Origin of the sequence: Methanospirillum hungatei, assembly GCF_020216685.1 — an archaeon.
GTDB classification, from domain to species: domain Archaea; phylum Halobacteriota; class Methanomicrobia; order Methanomicrobiales; family Methanospirillaceae; genus Methanospirillum; species Methanospirillum hungatei_B.
In genome coordinates this window covers 1-16,704 of record NZ_JAIWNS010000056.1, presented here as the reverse complement: position 1 = coordinate 16,704, position 16,704 = coordinate 1, and the positions used below count along the sequence as shown (strand labels likewise).

Genomic DNA, 16,704 nt, shown 5'->3' with positions numbered 1-16,704 from the left:
GATCACCTTGTTTTCCTTTCCCATCTTATTGATGGCCTTGGTAAGGGCAGATCGGAAACCCTCAAGGTGTGTCCCGCCTTCCTTGGTATTGACACTATTTACATAGGTGTATACTTTCTCTGAATATGCGGCTGCATACTGGAATGCGATATCTACCTCAACCTTGGCTTCTTCATCTTTTCGGCCAAAATAGATGACCGATTCATGGATTGGCTGGGCTTCGTGATTGAGATATCTGACATATTCTGATATCCCACCCTCATAGGAGAAGACTTCGCTGCATTCCTCCAAATCCTCACACCGTTCGTCAGCTATGCTGATGGTGATCCCGGAATTCAGAAATGCGAGTTCACGCATCCGGTGAGCAAGAATATCATAGTCGAAGTCAACTGTTTCAAAGATCTTCGAATCAGGTTTGAACCTGATCATGGTTCCGGCGATCTTGGAGAGATATCGATTCAGAAATTCTTCTTTGGTTTCCGGGCAGTCATCGGGAAGGCTCCCGTACCGCCTTATATACCTATCCTTGATCTCTTCATAGTCTTCTTCTTTTTTCTCAAGATCTGTCTGTGGCTGACCTCGTGAAAAGAACATCCGGTACTCATACCCGTCTTTCCAGACTGTAGCAGTCAATTCAACAGACAGTGCATTGACAACTGAGACACCTACGCCGTGCAGACCCCCTGACACCTGGTAGGTATTTTTATCAAACTTTCCACCTGCATGAAGGACCGTGAGAACTGTTTCAAGAGCAGTTTTGTTATCATTGTCCTTCATCGGGTCTACAGGGATACCACGCCCGTTGTCCTCTACACTGACGCTCCCATCCTGGTGGATGACTACCTGGACATGGGTACAGTATCCTGCGAGGGCTTCGTCGATGGAATTGTCAACCACCTCATATACAAGATGGTGCAGACCACGGCTATCGGTAGAACCGATATACATCGCCGGTCGTTCCCTGACCGGTTCAAGACCCCGTAGAATTTTGATATTCTCAGAATTGTATGTATTGGACAGACAAAAACCTCCCAAAAAATATGTGATGCGAAAATGTGTCCAATACTATTGGTGTTTGTACAACTAAAACATGGTGATTCATCTGCAAAAAATTGCATGGACCAATCAGGTTGAGTCAGTATTACTCCCTGCTTCGCGCACTGATTTTATGTAAAATAACCCCACAACTGTGAATGTAATCACCGGTGAGACAAATTCTGGGATGTGAAATCCGAAACTGTCAATGAGCATGATAATCCCCAGACAGAGGATTGAATACATCGCTCCGTTCTTCAAAAACCGGTATTTTTTTATCCTGTCAATATTACTGACGGTAATCTGTCTGACAGCAATGGCACCAAGGGCGTTTCCAACCAGGATGAGCGGGACTGACATAGTGAAAGCAAACGCTCCAAGCACTCCATCAATAGAGAATGTCGCATCAATGACCTCCAGGTACAGGATTTTACTGATGTCAGACATATCCCCGCTGATGAGTTTCTGCTCCTGTAGTTCTGCATTCTGGCGGAAACCATGAACAATGAAAAAGGCGGTGGATCCGACAACCGCTCCAAACGCCATCATGGCATTCTTCTCAATTGCAAACCAGACAATTGCCATGAGCAGGATGGATACCACTGCATAAAACCAGACCCCCTTGGAAAAGAAGTACCGTTCTCCAGGCAGCCCGAAGTGTTTCTCCTCAAGGAAGAGCCAGTGAAAGAAGAGAAAGATGAGGAATGTTCCTCCACCGATGAGGAGAATTGGAGAAGAGGTCTCTATGGCCTCCTTTATATCCGGATTGTCACTGAACATTGCCGTGAAAGCCTCCCATGGAGTCAGTTCAGGTGTTGAAAACCAGACAAGGAGGAGAGGAAGCAGTCCGCGGACCAGAAATACGGCGAACAAGATTCCCCACAGCAGAAACCATCTCCGGTATTTTGGCTGCATGGTGCCGAGAACTTCTGCATTGATGATAGCGTTATCAATACTGCAGATTATCTCAAACATGCACAGACCCATTATGGTCAGGATGATCGTGAAGAGTTCCACAAAAGAAGGTATGAGACGAAAAGGATATGAATACCATCTACTTTCTGATCTTCACCAGACATACCGTCCGTAATAATGGCTAATTTAACCTGAATTTAATAGAGAGAGCATACCAATACTATTCGTCTACCAGTTCACTATATATATTCAGTCTTCCTATCCGATGATATGAAAAATCGGATTTTTCTCATCCTCATATTTATAGTATCTCTGGGTATTCTGTCATCAGGATGTATAAATCAGGACTTAGGTTCCCTCTCTGATAGTGGTCCTGTTCCGGTCTCGACCACCGGAGAGATGGTAGTAACACCGACACAGATCCCTCCTTCTGCAGAGCCTGTTCAGAAACGGGTGATGACTCCTGATACACCCGGTTCCGGGCAACTGAAAGCTTTTATTGAGGATACCTTTCCAGAACTAACGAAGGCCTACATGGCAATCAGGACTGCTGATCGTGCTCTTGATGCAGCTGGTATTCAGGAAAAGGCGCTGGCTCTTGAGACGGCGATCAATGACCTGACCGATGAGTATTCCCTTGACCGGTCACTTCCAGAAAAAAATGTCTTCCCTGGTCTCACATCAAAAGAGGAAGTTATTTTTAACAAATATCTGGGGTTTATCAGATCTCTTGGATCCTATGCATCAAGTCTGAAACAGGCTGTGTACTGGAAGAATGCCGGGACTGATGCGGCATCTCTTGGAAATTACCGTCGATACCAGGATCTTGCAGATAATTATGGGAAGAAAGTGATTACCGATATTAAAACACTGGATGGGTATTGTTCGGAATGGGGATTTCCATACCTTGATAAAAAATATGTCAGGGAATATTCTTTTAATTCCTGATTTTCAGGCCTGATTTTCTTTTTCATCAGGGATGGTCAGAGTTCCTGCTGTCCCGTCTACCTCCACGATTGTGCCGGATGGAAGGCTGGTAAGGGGAGTTCCAATCCGGTCGATCATGGGTATCTTTCCCATTATGGCCCCGACAACGATGATGGTCTCTGCTTCCTGGTTGATGATCGCCGCTGGAGCATGACCATTGCGCGAGAGGGCATAGAGGATATAACTCCCGACGGTTGATCCTTTCCCATATTCAAAGGCCAGAACCGACCCGGTGATGTCTTTTCCTTCAAGCGGGTGACCAGGTTCTAATACAATTCCAGTCTCCGGATCCACGCCGGAGAGAAATGAGATTGGATCAGGACCTATCAGCAAGGGCCCTTTTCCAATACCACGCGATATTCCGCGTCCCTGTACTATCATGCACACTCATGTATAAGTAGAACGACTGGATAATTATGTACTATGGAACAGCCTCTTGCACGTATCTCCTGTGAAAATGAGATTCACTATCAGATCCGGATCCAGGAGCTGGAGGCCCAGAATCTTGAGTTATCTATCAGATCAGAGGAGTTAATCAAGGAAAATTCTGTTCTGAAAAGAGAAAATTCACAACTCAAACGAATGCCCCTCTTTGTTGCGCTGGTAGTGGATGTTTTTGATAATGGCGAGATTTATCTTCGTCAGATGGGGAACAACCAGGAGTATGTAACCATACTCGCTGATGATCTGCGCCCCCACGTCTATCCGGGATGTAAAGTCGCTGTGAACAATGCTCTTTCAGTGGTAAAGGTGCTTGAAGAGACCTATGACTCTAGGGTCAGGGTAATGGAACTTGATGAATCCCCTGAGGTGACCTTTGAGTATGTTGGAGGTCTCAGTGGTGAGATAGAAGAGATCAGGGAAGCGGTTGAATATCCGCTCACAATGCCTGAAGTCTTTGAGCGGATCGGTGTCGAACCCCCCAAAGGAATTCTTCTCCACGGGCCGCCGGGGACTGGAAAAACCCTTCTTGCAAAAGCAGTCGCTCATAATGCAAAAGCCACTTTTATCCGGATGAGTGGCAGTGAGCTGGTTCATAAGTATATTGGTGAAGGTGCCCAGATGGTCCGCGAGCTCTTTTCACTGGCACGTGACCGGGCCCCGTCTATTGTGTTTATCGATGAGATTGATGCTATCGGAACAACACGTACCAATGACGGGACAAGCGGGAGTGCTGAGGTGCAGCGTACCCTTATGCAGCTGCTGGCAGAGATGGATGGGTTTGATAACCGGGGGGATGTCAGGATTATGGCAGCTACCAACCGGGTTGATATGCTTGATGCGGCACTTCTTCGTCCTGGTCGCTTTGATCGGATCATTGAGATACCGGTACCTGATATCATCGCCCGTGAGGAGATATTAAAAATCCATACCAGAAAGATGAACCTTTCCCCTGATGTAAATCTTGCTGAAATATCTGTTCTGACCGAGGGGCTCACCGGTGCACAGATTCAGGCAGTCTGCAGGGAAGCAGGTATGTTTGCCGTCCGAAAGAGTGCATTTGAAGTAACGAACCAGGATCTGCTTGAGGCCATTAGCAAGGTTACCGGCGAAGAGCATGATTCTGAAGAGCGGATGTTCCGCTAATATTGTTTTTTATGAATCTGCTGGTTTTCAGCAGACCGGGGATTAGGTTATACCAGGAACTCAGGAGATCAGAGACCGCGTGGAATGCGCTTCGGTTTTATGATCCAAAAGAAACTCCGGTCGGCATCATTGTTAAGGTCAGTTCACTATCTGCAGCGCTCTCCCTGGCTTCGGATTTGAAGTACTTTATCCGGAAATTTGGGTCTGATTATCTTTTTGAGATAACTCCTGGCATGTATTGTACCCCGTCGGTTGCCAGGTCACGGTATCTTGAAAGAGAACCTCATCCAGATCCCTGGCCCTGGAAGATCTGGTACCTGGTCAAGGGAGATGGGAGTTTGGTAAAATATGATACCTTTCCGCAGTTATGCAACCATGATAGAGATCAGGCATCTGATGAAGATGTTTTCGAAGTGCTTTGTTCAGAAGAAGAGTTCACAGTCTGCCGGATGTGTGCACCTGAAGATGTCAGGTCTGACAATCTTTAAAAAACAGAAGGGAGAGAAGAAGAGTAAGACTAATCAGGCAAACATGACGCCTGCTGTCGTCAATCTGTGATCCCTCTCAAAGTCACATCTGAATTTATTCAGAGCAGTCAGGAAATCTTCCTGATCGACTTGCGGGTGTTCCTTCCTGATAGCAAACATCCCTGCTTCCATACAGATTGCATTCAGTTCTGCTCCGTTTCTTCCTTCAGTAAGCCGGGCTACCTCCATCAGATCCACATCCTCTGACAGGTTCATGCACCTCGTATGAACTTTCAGGATAGAGTATCTGCCTTCGGTATCAGGGAGAGGAATTTCAATAATCCTGTCAAACCGTCCAGGACGCAGGAGGGCTGCATCAAGAATATCAATCCGGTTTGTTGCACCGATAATTTTCACATCACCACGTGGCTCAAAACCATCCATGGCTGCGAGGAGTTGCATGAGCGTACGCTGCACTTCCCGGTCTCCGGAGGTCATGGCTTCTGTGCGTGATGCACCTATGGCATCAATCTCATCGATGAAAACGATTGATGGTGCCTTCTCTTTCGCAAGGTCAAAGAGTTCCCTGACAAGGCGGGCTCCTTCACCAATATATTTCTGGACCAGTTCTGAACCGACAGTGTGCAGGAAGATTGCATGAGTCTCATGTGCAACGGCCTTTGCAAGAAGGGTTTTACCAGTCCCTGGAGGTCCATAAAGCAGGACCCCTTTGGGTGGGTTAATACCTATCTTCTCAAACAGATCAGGTCGTGTCATCGGAAGCTCGACCGCTTCACGAATCTCCATAATCTGCTTTTCAAGGCCGCCTATGTCCTCGTAGGTCTCAGTCGGAGCGTCAACCAGTTCCATACCATAAACCTGTGAATCATACGTGCTTGGGAGCACTTCCACTATAGCCAGAGACTGCTGATTTAAGGTACATCTGACACCGGCTTTCAGGGAGTCAGGACTTACTGCCTGTGACACCCTGACGAGAAACCGGGGCCCCGCACTTGAACGCACAACAACGCGGCCGGAATCGATGATATCAGTTACGGTTCCGACGATGAGCGGGGGGGTTTTCAGGTGTTCAATCTCGCTTTTCAGCTTCCTGACCTCCCGTTCGTACCGGATCTTCTGGGTTTCAATATATCGCTTATCTGACTCCAGTTGCCGTATCTGCTCCTTCAATTCCTGGTTTTGCGATTCCATTCCTGCAACCCGGTCTACTAAATACCGGTATAACTCCTCAGGAGTTTTCATGTCATCCGGGTGGCGGGCTGCTTCTGCCATCTGATCAATCAGGTATATAGGGGTAAGTGACTATATGATGTTTGCGAAAATGCAGTGTGAAATGTGCGGCGCAGAAGCCAAAGGCCCTTTGAAAAGGATCAAGATCGAAGGGGCCGAGCTCTCGGTGTGTAATGGCTGTGCAAAATATGGCACTGAAGTCCAGGGAGCAGCTCCCCGGACATCTGCAGCACAGGCAGTACGAACATCCGCCTATTCCGGTTCCGCAAGACCACAGGTACACCGATCCAAGGATCTGTTTGACCGGATGGGAGGCGATCTTGTTGAAGATTATGCTGACCGGATTCGGGATGCACGGATGAAACTGGGAATGACCCAGAAAGATCTTGCCCTTGCCATGATGGAGCGTGAGCTCCTCGTAAAGAAACTTGAAAAAGGCGAACTGATACCGGAAGATGAGGTTCGGAAGAAGCTGGAAAAGACACTTAATATCAGTCTGCTGGACGAAGGTTCATCAGAGCCGACTGATCTGCACCACGCCAGGATGACTACCACGATGGGGGATGTCATCCAGATCAAGAAGGCGAAGAAGTAATTTTCCTCATTTTTTGTGCGTGAAATCATCGGGTATGGATGAGGCATCACCCATGCTATGCTATAACATGGCACGATCACGATATGTTTATATGTAACAACACTGACCCCTGATCATGACAAACTGTGTGGAGGGTGTGAAGTCTGTAGCATTGTGCAGCCCTGCTTCTTCCAGCTTGTCTTCCGTATCGAACGACTGTTCTGGCGAATATCGTTTTTATTCGTTCTTTTTTAGCTTTTATCAGTTTTTTTGGTACTGAGTGATTACTCGTATCAAAATGGAGTGATCTGTTATGAGAGGGAAAGATATCAGACTTGAAAGAATCATGAACCGCAACACCAGAAAGACAATTATTGTTCCCATGGATCATGGAGTAACCCTTGGACCCATTGAGGGCCTTGTCGACCTTCCTGATGCAGTAAATTCGGTTGCAGAGGGGGGTGCAAATGCAGTCCTGGGTCACGTGGGTCTGGCCCTGCATGGTCACCGGCAACGGGGCCACGATGTCGGCCTGATTCTGCATCTCTCGGCATCGACTGCTATCGGGCCGGATCCGAATGAGAAAGTATTGGTCAATTCTGTAACTAATGCCCTGAAGATGGGTGCAGATGCAGTTTCAATGCATGTGAATATCGGTGCCGATTCTGAAGCACAGATGCTCACCGATCTCGGGCATGTTGCCATTGAATGTATGGAGTGGGGAGTTCCACTCCTTGCCATGATGTACCCGCGTGGCCGGAAGATTGATGATGAACATGCTGTGGAGCATGTACGGCTTGCGGCCAGGGTGGCTGCAGAACTCGGTGCTGACCTTGTGAAGACCAATTACACTGGTGATCCAGATACCTTCCGTGAAGTGACCAGGGGTTGTCCGGTTCCGGTTGTAGTGGCAGGAGGATCAAAGACCGATGATCTCACCACTCTTGAACTTATCGAGGGTTCGATGGAAGGCGGGGCAGCCGGACTTTCTATCGGAAGAAATGCGTTCCAGCATGCAAATCCGGCATTATTTGTCCGTGCATGTGCAAAAATTGTTCATGACGGTATGAGTGCAGCTGAAGTGCATGAGATGCTGAAAGGAGGCATGTTATGATTGGAAAACAGATCCGCATCGAACGGATAATGGATAGAAATACTGGAAAAGCGGTCATAATACCGATGGATCATGGGATGACCCTGGGACAGATTGATGGTCTTTTAAATATGACCGAGACCGTCGCCGAGGTGTCTGATGGTGGGGCAAATGCCATCATCCTGCATAAAGGCCTTGTACGTCCGGGTCATCGGAGAAAAGGGCGAGATATAGGGCTTATTATTCATCTCTCTGCCGGGACAAGCATGAATCCTGATCCGAATGACAAAGTCCTTATCTGTAGTGTTGAGGAGGCTGTATCTCTGGGGGCCGATGCCGTCTCAATTCATATCAATCTTGGTGCACCGCAGGAGTCAAAGATGATAGAATCTGCCGGGATGGTTGTCCGTGACTGTAACCGGTGGGGTATTCCTCTCCTCGCGATGATCTACCCGCGTGGGAAGGGTATTGATCCAAATGATCCACGGCATGTCGGTCATGCGGTTCGGGTGGCTGAAGAATTGGGTGCTGATCTGGTAAAAACGAACTACACCGGTGATCCGGAATCATTTGCAAAGATCGTAAAGGCATCGTCCATCCCGGTACTGATTGCAGGTGGAGAGAAGGGGGAGGACCTGGACTGCTACAAGACCATCTACGATGCTGTCCATTTCGCAAAATGTGCCGGTGTCTGCATGGGAAGAAATGCTTTCCAGCGTGACAATGTTGCAAAATTCGTGTCCAATATATCGCAGGTTGTCCATCAGGGAGTCCGTCCTGAGGCTATTTGAGGGAATATGAAACAGGTATTTGTGGACCTTCGACCGTGGGATAAGGAACTTGCTATTGCCGCCCTTGAATCAGGAGCTACTGGAGTAATAGCAGAGTCTGCAGGTCCGGTCAGAGAACTGGGCCGGATTCTGGTCATCGCTCCTGATGGGGATCTTATTCCAGGGCAGGATATTCATGAGATTACTATTGGGAATACTGAAGATCAGGCTCGTGCGATGGAAGCTGCCAGGACCTGCCGCATTATCGTGCACACTCCTGACTGGACGATAATTCCTCTTGAAAACCTGGTGGCATGCGGGGACAATGTAATAGCCGTCGTTTCTGATATAAAAGAGGCTGAACAGGCTCTGACCGTACTTGAAAAGGGAGTATCTGGTGTTCTCGTGAGAACGGATGATCCGGACCTTGTCAGATCTGTATGTCGTATGGTTCAGTCAGGGATATCCGGACAACAACTCCATCGTCTGACTGTGACCACAGTAAAACCTGCCGGAATGGGTGAACGGGTCTGTGTTGATACCTGTTCTCTGATGGTTGACGGCGAAGGGATGCTGGTTGGAAATACATCATCAGGATTTTTCCTTGTTCATGCAGAGACGCTTGTAAATCCCTATGTAGCGCCCAGGCCGTTCAGGGTGAATGCAGGTGGTGTTCATGCATACCTGCAGGTTGTGGAAGGAAAGACTGCATATCTGGCTGACCTGAAGGCAGGTGACCGGGTGATGATTGTTCATGGGAATGGTTCCTGCCGGGAAGCGACCGTTGGCAGAGTGAAAATTGAACGGCGTCCCCTCTTTCTTGTTGAAGCAGAGAGCGAGGGTCAGAAGGTATCAATTATCCTGCAGAATGCAGAGACCATCAGGCTTGTTCGCCCGGATTATTCGGGAGTATCAGTAACCTCACTCAAACCCGGTGATGTTGTCCTGGGCCGTGTTGAGAGCGGCGGTCGTCATTTTGGTATGGCAATTGATGAGACCATCATTGAGAAATAATATGAAGATTGGCATCATTGGCGGGACCGGAGGCATGGGAAATCTGTTTTCACAGGTTTTTCAAAAAGCCGGTCACGAGGTTCTCATCGCCGGCCGGAATACTCCCTTAAGGAAAGAGGATATTGCCCGCCTGGCTGATGTCATAGTAATATCTGTACCGATCAGAGACACGGTCTTTGTCATTGATGAGATAACCCCGCTCCTTGGTGAACATCAGATCCTGGCTGACCTGACATCATTAAAGATTGATCCGGTCAGTGCTATGCTTCGTTCGAAAGCCAGGGTTGTCGGACTTCATCCGATGTTCGGACCGACTGTCGGGACCATCCAGGGACAGACTATCGTTGCTACCCCTGCCCGATGTCATGAGAATGATCTTTGGTTTTTTCAGAATATTTTTGAAAGCCAGGGTGCCCGGGTTACGATAACGACCGCTGAAGAGCATGACCGGATGATGGCAGTCATTCAGGGACTCACTCATTTTAAGGCAATATTGCTTGCCGGGACCATGAGAAGGCTTGGGATATCCCCGGCAGATACTGAATCCTACATGAGTCCGGTGTACCGGATTGAAACCGGAATCGCAGGAAGATTACTTGCTCAAAATCCAGACCTTTACGCTGATATCCTCTGTATGAATCCCCAGGTTCCTTCAGTTCTTAATACCTGTAAGCAGGCGTTTGATGAGATGTTCAGTATCGTTCAAGAAGGAGATCGGAATGCATTTACCGGAGAATTTCTTGCATCCCGCGAATGGTACGGAGCATTCTGCGACCAGGCACAAAAGGAGACTGATCTCCTTATCCAGGCGATGGTGAGCAGATGACTCTCATAACCCTTGGTCCGGCAGGGACTTTTTCGCATGATCTTGCATGTATGATGGATACGGATATCATTCTCGTTCCGACAATCGGCCGGGTTTTTACCGAGGTACTGCAGACCGGAATCTCGGGTCTTGTCCCTCTTGAGAACAGTGAAGCCGGCGGAGTTACAGCAACCATGGATGGCCTCATGCAGCATCCGGTTTACATCTCTGAAGAACGGTACCTGCCGATTCATCATACACTGGCATCACATACAACCCTGGATAAAATTTCGGTCATCTTTGCTCATCCACAAAGTCATGAGCAATGCAGCAGATTTATTGATGATCTGGGCATTCCGGTCATCCATACCGAGAGTAATGCTGCAAGTGCCCTTGCCCTGAAAGATCGACCTGGATCTGGTGCTATTCTTTCACAGACCCTGGCTGACAGTAGAGGTATCCCGGTGCTTGCCGGCAATATTGAGAATAATCCGGATAATATCACCCGGTTTATTGTGATCAGAAGAGAGCCCTTCAGCAATGAACATCCTGAAAAATGCAGTATAATAGTGGATCCAGGAGAAAACCGCGCCGGCCTCTTATATGATCTTCTCAGTCCATTCAAGGAGACCGGAGTAAATCTGACCAGGATTGAATCACGGCCTTCAAAGAGATGTATGGGAAATTATGTCTTCTTTATTGACCTGCAATGTGAAGGTGAATGGAAAGAGGCAATTGATCGTATCGGGAAAATCACCAGGGTAAAACATCTGGGTTGTTATCATCTGACCGGAGAAAATCCATGCAGATGACCATAGGACGATGCGGACCGGTCTGTTTCAGCTGTTCAGCACCTCCTTCGAAAAGTTATACTCATCGGGCACTTATCATTGCGGCACTTGCAGATGGTCAGTCTGATATCATCGGACAACTGGATGCCGATGATACACGAATGACTGCGCGTGCTCTTATGCAGCTTGGGGTACGGCTTGACTGGTGCAGAGAGAACATCCATGTTCAGGGTACGGGAGGGCATCTGAAGGCTCCTGCTGAGGAGATTAATATTCAGGATTCGGGAACCTCGATGCGGCTCTTAACCGGAGTCTCTCTCCTTGCTGATGGCCCTGTCGTTCTGACCGGGAGTGCACGGATGCAGGAACGACCCTTAGGTCCTCTCATTGATACCCTGAATAATGCCGGTGCAAAAATTACCAGTCTTAAGAATCCGGGATGTCCGCCGGTGCGGATTGATGGGGCATTTCCTGCTGGGGATTTGTATGTTGACGGGAGTATCTCAAGTCAGTTTATTTCATCTCTTCTGATAGCAGCTCCGTATGCAGACAATGATGTTCATATTCACCTGACCGGCGATCCCGTTTCGCTCCCCTATATCCTGATGACTATTGACAGCATGCGTGCGTTTGGCGCTGAAGTTTTCGTCGAAGGAGATGAGAAAGAACCAGTTTTCACGGTATCTTCGCAGAAGAGATACAAACCACAGACCTATGGTATTGAAGGAGACTTCTCATCATCATCGTACTGGTTTGCCCTTGCAGCGATCTGCGGGGGGTCTGCTACCATATCAGGACTGAATCCACTATCAGCCCAGGGAGACCGGAGACTTCTTGAGATCCTTGTCAATATGGGATGTACAATCACCGAAAAACAGGAGTCGATCATCCTTTCCCGTGATCCAGGTGTCCTCCTCAAAGGAATCGAGGTTAATATGGCCGATTGTCCGGATATCGTACAGACCGTCTGCATGGTTGCCGCGGTATCCTCATCACCCAGCCGGATAACCGGAGTTCACCACCTCAGGATGAAGGAGAGTGATCGGATTTGGGCGATTGCGAATGGTCTGACCACTCTTGGGGGAAGAGTTGAGACTGAAGAGGATGCTATTGTCATCTATCCTGCTCCGTTGCATGGAGGAATCATCCATCCGGAGAATGATCACCGGACTGCAATGAGTTTTGCAGTACTTGGTTGTTTTATCGGGGATGTTACAATCCTTGATGCCGGATGTGTAACAAAATCTTATCCAGGATTTTGGGAGGAATTACGACGGATATGGCAAAACGCCGTATTGTGCTGATCGGTTACCGGGGAACCGGTAAAAGCAGTATTGGAAAGGCTCTTTCCCGAATGACCGGTCAGGGATACCTGGATACTGATCAACTCATTGAGGATGCGACAGGAAAGAAGATTTCTCAGATATTCGAATCAGAAGGAGAAGCAGGATTTCGCGAGATTGAGCAGCATGTCATTGCACGGATACCATCTGGTGCAGGGATAATCAGTACCGGAGGAGGAGCCGTGATACGACCGGTCAATGTCCGGATGCTGAGAATGAATAGTCTTGTAATCCTTCTGAATTCAAGTCCTGAAGTGATTTATAATAGAATTCATACATCTGACCGTCCTTCCCTTACCGGACTTCCTCCCCGGGAAGAGATAGAACAGGTCCTGAAAGAACGAATGCCGATATACCGGAGTGTCGCTGATATTGTGATAGATACCAGCACTACCACACCAGAGGAGGCAGCAAGACAGATTCTGAATCTGGTTGAAAACGGAATTTGTGTTCCGGATAAACGAAAAGAACTCTTTTCCTCTGTCATGAAGACTGCAATCCCGTCCGGAGAGAAGATTCATCTGAAAAAGATATCCGGGGATTATGATATCTTCCTGTATGGAATTTTGGGGTATCCGTGTTTGCACAGTAAAAGCCCTGGGATCTACAATCATCTGTTCGCAGATTATGGGATGCCAGCTCATTACACCTGGTTTGAACATAAGGATCCCGGTCGGTTTCTCTCACTTCTGCCAGGGACCGGTGTTCGGGGACTATCGGTGACCATCCCTCACAAAGAGACTGTCATTCCCTACCTGGACGAGATCAAGCATGATGCTGAATCCATTGGTGCGGTAAACACCATTCTCATTCAGGATGAGAAAAAGTATGGATTTAATACCGACTGGAAAGGTATCTACCGGCCTCTGGAAGGGACTCTCGGCGACACGGCGGTTATTCTCGGTGCGGGTGGTGCAGCAGCTGCAGCGGTATATGCCGTTTCTATGCGGGGATTTACACCGGTGATTCTCAACCGGACACCTGAACGTGCCGAGCATCTTGCCAGAAAGAGTGGTGCAGAGATTGGATCCCTTGCTGATATTGGAAAATATCATCCGGATCTTATTATCAATGCAACGCCTGTCGGGATGGGTTCAGACCCACATACTCCGATCCCTCCATCAGCCTTGCAACCGGGGATGAAGGTATTTGATCTGGTCTATACTCCCCGCGATACTCCCCTTCTTCAGGCGGCCCTGGCTTCGGGTTGCTCGGTAATCCCCGGAACTGAGATGTTTATTCATCAGCTCGCTGAACAGTTCCGGATTCTTACCGGGATTGATACTCCGGTCTCGCGACTTCGGGAGATACTGGCATGAATACCTTTGGCCGGAATTTTCGGGTTACCACATTTGGTGAGAGTCATGGAGCAGCAATTGGCGTGGTTATTGATGGATGTCCCCCTGGTTTTGCAATTTCTGAAAAAGAAATTCAGTATTATCTTGATAAAAGAAAACCCGGACAGAGTGATCTCGTAACCCCACGAAAAGAGGCGGATGCTGTGCAGATCCTCTCAGGAGTCTTTCAAGGATATACTCTTGGCACTCCCATCTGCCTTCTTATTCAGAACACTTCGATGAAATCTGCAGATTATGATGAATTACAAGAGATCTTTCGTCCAGGTCATGCAGATCGGGGGTATTTTGAAAAGTATGGAATACGGGATCATCGTGGCGGTGGGCGAAGCTCAGGCAGGGAGACTGCAGCACGGGTAGCTGCGGGTGCTATAGCCAGACGATATCTTGAGAAAGAAGGCATCATCATCTCCGGTTCCCTGACCTCTGTTCATGGTGAAAAAGTTCCTGAAAGAATGGAACAGGTTATTCGTGACGCGAGGGATCAGGGAGAGTCGGTTGGTGGCGTGGTCAGTCTTGTGGTATCAGGATGCCCGCCCGGTCTTGGTGACCCCGTATTTGGAAAACTTGATGCTCTCATCGCCTATGCAATGATGGGCATTGGGGGTGTTAAAGCAGTGGAGATAGGATCCGGTGTAATGGCCGCATCCATGACCGGTTCGGAGCATAATGATCAGATGACTTCCGAGGGATATCTTTCCAATAATGCAGGAGGTATCCTTGGGGGGATCTCATCTGGACAGGATATCCTTATTCGACTCAGCATCAAACCGACCCCGTCTATCAGGACTCTTCAGCAGACGGTGGATACGAATGGCATGGAACGGAAGATTTCTGTTAAAGGGAGGCATGATCCCTGTATTGCAGTCAGGATTGTACCGGTGGCTGAAGCGATGATGGCACTGGTTCTCATGGATGCTCTTCTGGAACAGAGAAAGATCATCCCCGATTGCAGACAGGAGCCATGATTCCCATCTATGACAATTCACCTCCCCCTTCTTCTTGCACCGGCCGGATCACCAAAAGCTCTCATCGCTGCCTGTGCTGCCGGTGCTGATGCAGTCTATCTTGGTGGTCGTGAGTTTGGGGCACGAAAGTTCGCATCGAACTTCTCCGATGATGAACTGAGAGATGCGGTCAGATATGCTCACCTCCGCGGTATTGAGGTATATGTGACTGTAAATACCCTGATTACGGAACAGGAGATGGAAAGGGCACTTTCGTACCTTCTGTTCCTGTTTTCTATCGGGGTTGATGCTGTTCTTATTCAGGATATCGGACTTCTTTCCTATGCACGACGGTACATTCCTGATCTCATTCTGCATGCATCTACGCAGATGGGTGTCCATAATATTCCTGGTGCCCGGTATGCTGCAAAAAACGGGTGCAAAAGAATCGTGCTGGCACGCGAGCTGACTGGAGAAGAGATAGAAGAAATTTCAGAGGCTTTGAGCGGATATTCCGTTGAACTGGAAGTGTTTGCACATGGCGCTCTCTGTTATGCATACTCAGGCCGGTGTCTGTTATCTTCACTTGTCGGAGGGAGAAGCGGGAACCGGGGAATGTGTGCTCAGCCTTGTCGGAAACAATACCGGATGATGGAAGGACCACTTGATCGGTATGGCAGGGTTAATGCTGCCCGTGAGATTGGAAAATCAGGATACCTGCTTTCAACAAAAGATCTCTCACTCTATCCGGTTCTTGATAAAATTGTCAAATTGCCAATAGCAGCACTCAAAATTGAAGGTAGAATGAGATCTCCTTCCTATGTGGCAGTTGTAACCTCTATCTATCGAAAAGCCCTTGATGCAATCATCAACGGATCATTTCATCCTGATCCTGAAGATATTGCCAATCTCTCCATCTCATTCACCCGGGGATTTACCTCCGGATATATCAGCGGGTCAGATTATTCACAGGTCATGGGCCGTGATTATCCTGGTAACCAGGGGTATTATCTGGGTTCTGTGATCTCTTCAGATAACGGAAAAATCAGGGTAAAACCAGCATCTGATATTACTCTCCGGCAGGGTGATGGACTTGTCTTCAGAAGCGAAGAGTTTATGGAGGGCCTTGTCCTCAGGGATGATCCGGTTATCCGGGATGGGGTGATAGAACTTAAGGCTCCCTTTGTCCCGAAGGCCGGTGTCTGCTGTTATATTACCGGAAGAAGGGAACTGGAGCGAAAAATTTCAGCCCTTCTTGCCCATCCTGATGAACGGTATGCCGGGTCGCTCACGATATCATGTTCACTTCTGTTCTCTCCTGAAGGGATCATTTTTGGGAAGGGAGTTGTATATGACAGACGTAAACATGCATATCAGTTTGATTTCATAGGGCCTGAGATCGTTGAACCTGCAAAGACGCGATCCCTGACACCGGATCACATCCGGGAACAGCTTATGAAGACCGGAGGGACGCTTTTTACCTTCACTGATATTGAGATCTCCGGTGAACAAGGATGGTTTGCTCCTGTTCGGGTACTAAATGGACTCAGGCGTGAGATCCTGGAAGTTGCTGAAGACATAATTATTCAATCCCACCTTCCAAAACCAGAAATTGTATACAATATCCGGAACGTGATTGGTGACTCTGTATGTTCGGATAATCCAGGTAATCTGGAACCGGGAACAGAGAGATCGAACCTGATTGTTCTTGTCTCATCCATCCCTGATCTTCATGCTGCTTTGAATCATGGTGCTGACCGGATATATCTG

At 48.2% G+C, this 16,704-nt stretch carries 17 protein-coding genes; 13 read left to right on the top strand and 4 right to left on the bottom strand.

Translation table 11 applies throughout. The features are described from left to right. Both LDL35_RS03125 and LDL35_RS03120 read right to left on the bottom strand, forming a co-directional pair. Window positions 1-1,020: ATP-binding protein (locus LDL35_RS03125; protein WP_304019400.1), on the bottom strand; the 1,020-nt coding region annotated here is incomplete at its 3' end. Between the two features lie 105 nt (window positions 1,021-1,125). Then, complete coding sequence (locus LDL35_RS03120; RefSeq protein ID WP_304019397.1) at window positions 1,126-2,052, bottom strand: DUF475 domain-containing protein; 927 nt, start codon at window positions 2,050-2,052, stop codon at window positions 1,126-1,128. Window positions 2,053-2,220: 168 nt separating this feature from the next. Here LDL35_RS03120 and LDL35_RS03115 point away from each other — a divergent pair, with 168 nt between their 5' ends. Further along, window positions 2,221-2,898 (top strand): hypothetical protein, encoded by a 678-nt coding sequence (locus tag LDL35_RS03115; protein ID WP_304019396.1) that lies wholly within the window; start codon window positions 2,221-2,223, stop codon window positions 2,896-2,898. Between the two features lie 3 nt (window positions 2,899-2,901). Here the strand turns inward: LDL35_RS03115 and LDL35_RS03110 are convergent, their stop codons facing one another. Next, window positions 2,902-3,318 (bottom strand): aconitase X swivel domain-containing protein, encoded by a 417-nt coding sequence (locus LDL35_RS03110; protein ID WP_304019394.1) that lies wholly within the window; start codon window positions 3,316-3,318, stop codon window positions 2,902-2,904. 42 nt (window positions 3,319-3,360) lie between these two features. Here LDL35_RS03110 and LDL35_RS03105 point away from each other — a divergent pair, with 42 nt between their 5' ends. Continuing rightward, window positions 3,361-4,524 (top strand): proteasome-activating nucleotidase, encoded by a 1,164-nt coding sequence (locus LDL35_RS03105; RefSeq protein ID WP_304019392.1) that lies wholly within the window; start codon window positions 3,361-3,363, stop codon window positions 4,522-4,524. Between the two features lie 11 nt (window positions 4,525-4,535). After that, window positions 4,536-5,012 (top strand): hypothetical protein, encoded by a 477-nt coding sequence (locus tag LDL35_RS03100; protein ID WP_304019390.1) that lies wholly within the window; start codon window positions 4,536-4,538, stop codon window positions 5,010-5,012. A gap of 33 nt (window positions 5,013-5,045) precedes the next feature. On the opposite strand, the gene LDL35_RS03095 is transcribed toward LDL35_RS03100, so the two are convergent. Further along, window positions 5,046-6,284, bottom strand: a complete 1,239-nt coding sequence (locus LDL35_RS03095; protein WP_304019388.1) for a proteasome-activating nucleotidase — start codon at window positions 6,282-6,284, stop codon at window positions 5,046-5,048. A gap of 49 nt (window positions 6,285-6,333) precedes the next feature. Between LDL35_RS03095 and LDL35_RS03090 the strand changes: the two genes are divergently transcribed. From LDL35_RS03090 to LDL35_RS03045, 10 genes are all read left to right on the top strand, one after another. Further along, window positions 6,334-6,837: a multiprotein bridging factor aMBF1 gene (locus LDL35_RS03090; RefSeq protein WP_304019386.1), complete on the top strand. Its 504-nt coding sequence runs from the start codon at window positions 6,334-6,336 to the stop codon at window positions 6,835-6,837. A gap of 292 nt (window positions 6,838-7,129) precedes the next feature. After that, a complete protein-coding gene (locus tag LDL35_RS03085) occupies window positions 7,130-7,930 on the top strand; it encodes a 2-amino-3,7-dideoxy-D-threo-hept-6-ulosonate synthase (RefSeq protein ID WP_304019384.1) in 801 nt (266 codons plus the stop codon). Then, window positions 7,927-8,700: a 2-amino-3,7-dideoxy-D-threo-hept-6-ulosonate synthase gene (locus LDL35_RS03080; RefSeq protein ID WP_011448064.1), complete on the top strand. Its 774-nt coding sequence runs from the start codon at window positions 7,927-7,929 to the stop codon at window positions 8,698-8,700. Before LDL35_RS03085 ends, LDL35_RS03080 begins: the two co-directional genes overlap by 4 nt. A gap of 6 nt (window positions 8,701-8,706) precedes the next feature. Continuing rightward, window positions 8,707-9,693 carry a 3-dehydroquinate synthase II gene (locus tag LDL35_RS03075; protein ID WP_304019382.1) on the top strand — a complete coding sequence of 329 codons (987 nt, stop codon included), beginning with the start codon at window positions 8,707-8,709 and terminating at the stop codon, window positions 9,691-9,693. Window position 9,694: 1 nt separating this feature from the next. After that, entirely contained in the window at window positions 9,695-10,519 is an 825-nt protein-coding gene (locus LDL35_RS03070; RefSeq protein WP_304019380.1) for a prephenate dehydrogenase/arogenate dehydrogenase family protein, read from the top strand. Continuing rightward, entirely contained in the window at window positions 10,516-11,310 is a 795-nt protein-coding gene (locus tag LDL35_RS03065; RefSeq protein WP_304019378.1) for a prephenate dehydratase domain-containing protein, read from the top strand. Before LDL35_RS03070 ends, LDL35_RS03065 begins: the two co-directional genes overlap by 4 nt. Beyond that, window positions 11,301-12,593: a 3-phosphoshikimate 1-carboxyvinyltransferase gene (gene aroA, locus LDL35_RS03060; protein WP_304019375.1), complete on the top strand. Its 1,293-nt coding sequence runs from the start codon at window positions 11,301-11,303 to the stop codon at window positions 12,591-12,593. The genes LDL35_RS03065 and aroA overlap by 10 nt, the downstream gene beginning before the upstream one ends. Further along, a complete protein-coding gene (gene aroE / locus LDL35_RS03055) occupies window positions 12,569-13,951 on the top strand; it encodes a shikimate dehydrogenase (RefSeq protein WP_304019374.1) in 1,383 nt (460 codons plus the stop codon). The genes aroA and aroE overlap by 25 nt, the downstream gene beginning before the upstream one ends. Next, the gene (locus LDL35_RS03050) at window positions 13,948-14,955 is read left to right on the top strand and encodes a chorismate synthase (protein ID WP_304019369.1); all 1,008 of its coding nucleotides are present in this window, start codon (window positions 13,948-13,950) and stop codon (window positions 14,953-14,955) included. The genes aroE and LDL35_RS03050 overlap by 4 nt, the downstream gene beginning before the upstream one ends. A gap of 9 nt (window positions 14,956-14,964) precedes the next feature. Continuing rightward, window positions 14,965-16,704 (top strand): U32 family peptidase (locus tag LDL35_RS03045; RefSeq protein ID WP_304019367.1); only part of this gene is annotated, 1,740 nt, incomplete at its 3' end.

Excerpts from the sequence above, each read along its gene's own strand:
- LDL35_RS03115 (WP_304019396.1), top strand. The coding sequence starts at position 2,221 with ATGAAAAATCGGATTTTTCTCATCCTCATATTTATAGTATCTCTGGGT.
- LDL35_RS03110 (WP_304019394.1), bottom strand. The coding sequence starts at position 3,318 with ATGATAGTACAGGGACGCGGAATATCGCGTGGTATTGGAAAAGGGCCC.
- LDL35_RS03105 (WP_304019392.1), top strand. The coding sequence starts at position 3,361 with ATGGAACAGCCTCTTGCACGTATCTCCTGTGAAAATGAGATTCACTAT.
- LDL35_RS03100 (WP_304019390.1), top strand. The coding sequence starts at position 4,536 with ATGAATCTGCTGGTTTTCAGCAGACCGGGGATTAGGTTATACCAGGAA.
- LDL35_RS03095 (WP_304019388.1), bottom strand. The coding sequence starts at position 6,284 with ATGGCAGAAGCAGCCCGCCACCCGGATGACATGAAAACTCCTGAGGAG.
- LDL35_RS03090 (WP_304019386.1), top strand. The coding sequence starts at position 6,334 with ATGCAGTGTGAAATGTGCGGCGCAGAAGCCAAAGGCCCTTTGAAAAGG.
- LDL35_RS03085 (WP_304019384.1), top strand. The coding sequence starts at position 7,130 with ATGAGAGGGAAAGATATCAGACTTGAAAGAATCATGAACCGCAACACC.
- LDL35_RS03080 (WP_011448064.1), top strand. The coding sequence starts at position 7,927 with ATGATTGGAAAACAGATCCGCATCGAACGGATAATGGATAGAAATACT.
- LDL35_RS03075 (WP_304019382.1), top strand. The coding sequence starts at position 8,707 with ATGAAACAGGTATTTGTGGACCTTCGACCGTGGGATAAGGAACTTGCT.
- LDL35_RS03070 (WP_304019380.1), top strand. The coding sequence starts at position 9,695 with ATGAAGATTGGCATCATTGGCGGGACCGGAGGCATGGGAAATCTGTTT.
- LDL35_RS03065 (WP_304019378.1), top strand. The coding sequence starts at position 10,516 with ATGACTCTCATAACCCTTGGTCCGGCAGGGACTTTTTCGCATGATCTT.
- aroA (WP_304019375.1), top strand. The coding sequence starts at position 11,301 with ATGCAGATGACCATAGGACGATGCGGACCGGTCTGTTTCAGCTGTTCA.
- aroE (WP_304019374.1), top strand. The coding sequence starts at position 12,569 with ATGGCAAAACGCCGTATTGTGCTGATCGGTTACCGGGGAACCGGTAAA.
- LDL35_RS03050 (WP_304019369.1), top strand. The coding sequence starts at position 13,948 with ATGAATACCTTTGGCCGGAATTTTCGGGTTACCACATTTGGTGAGAGT.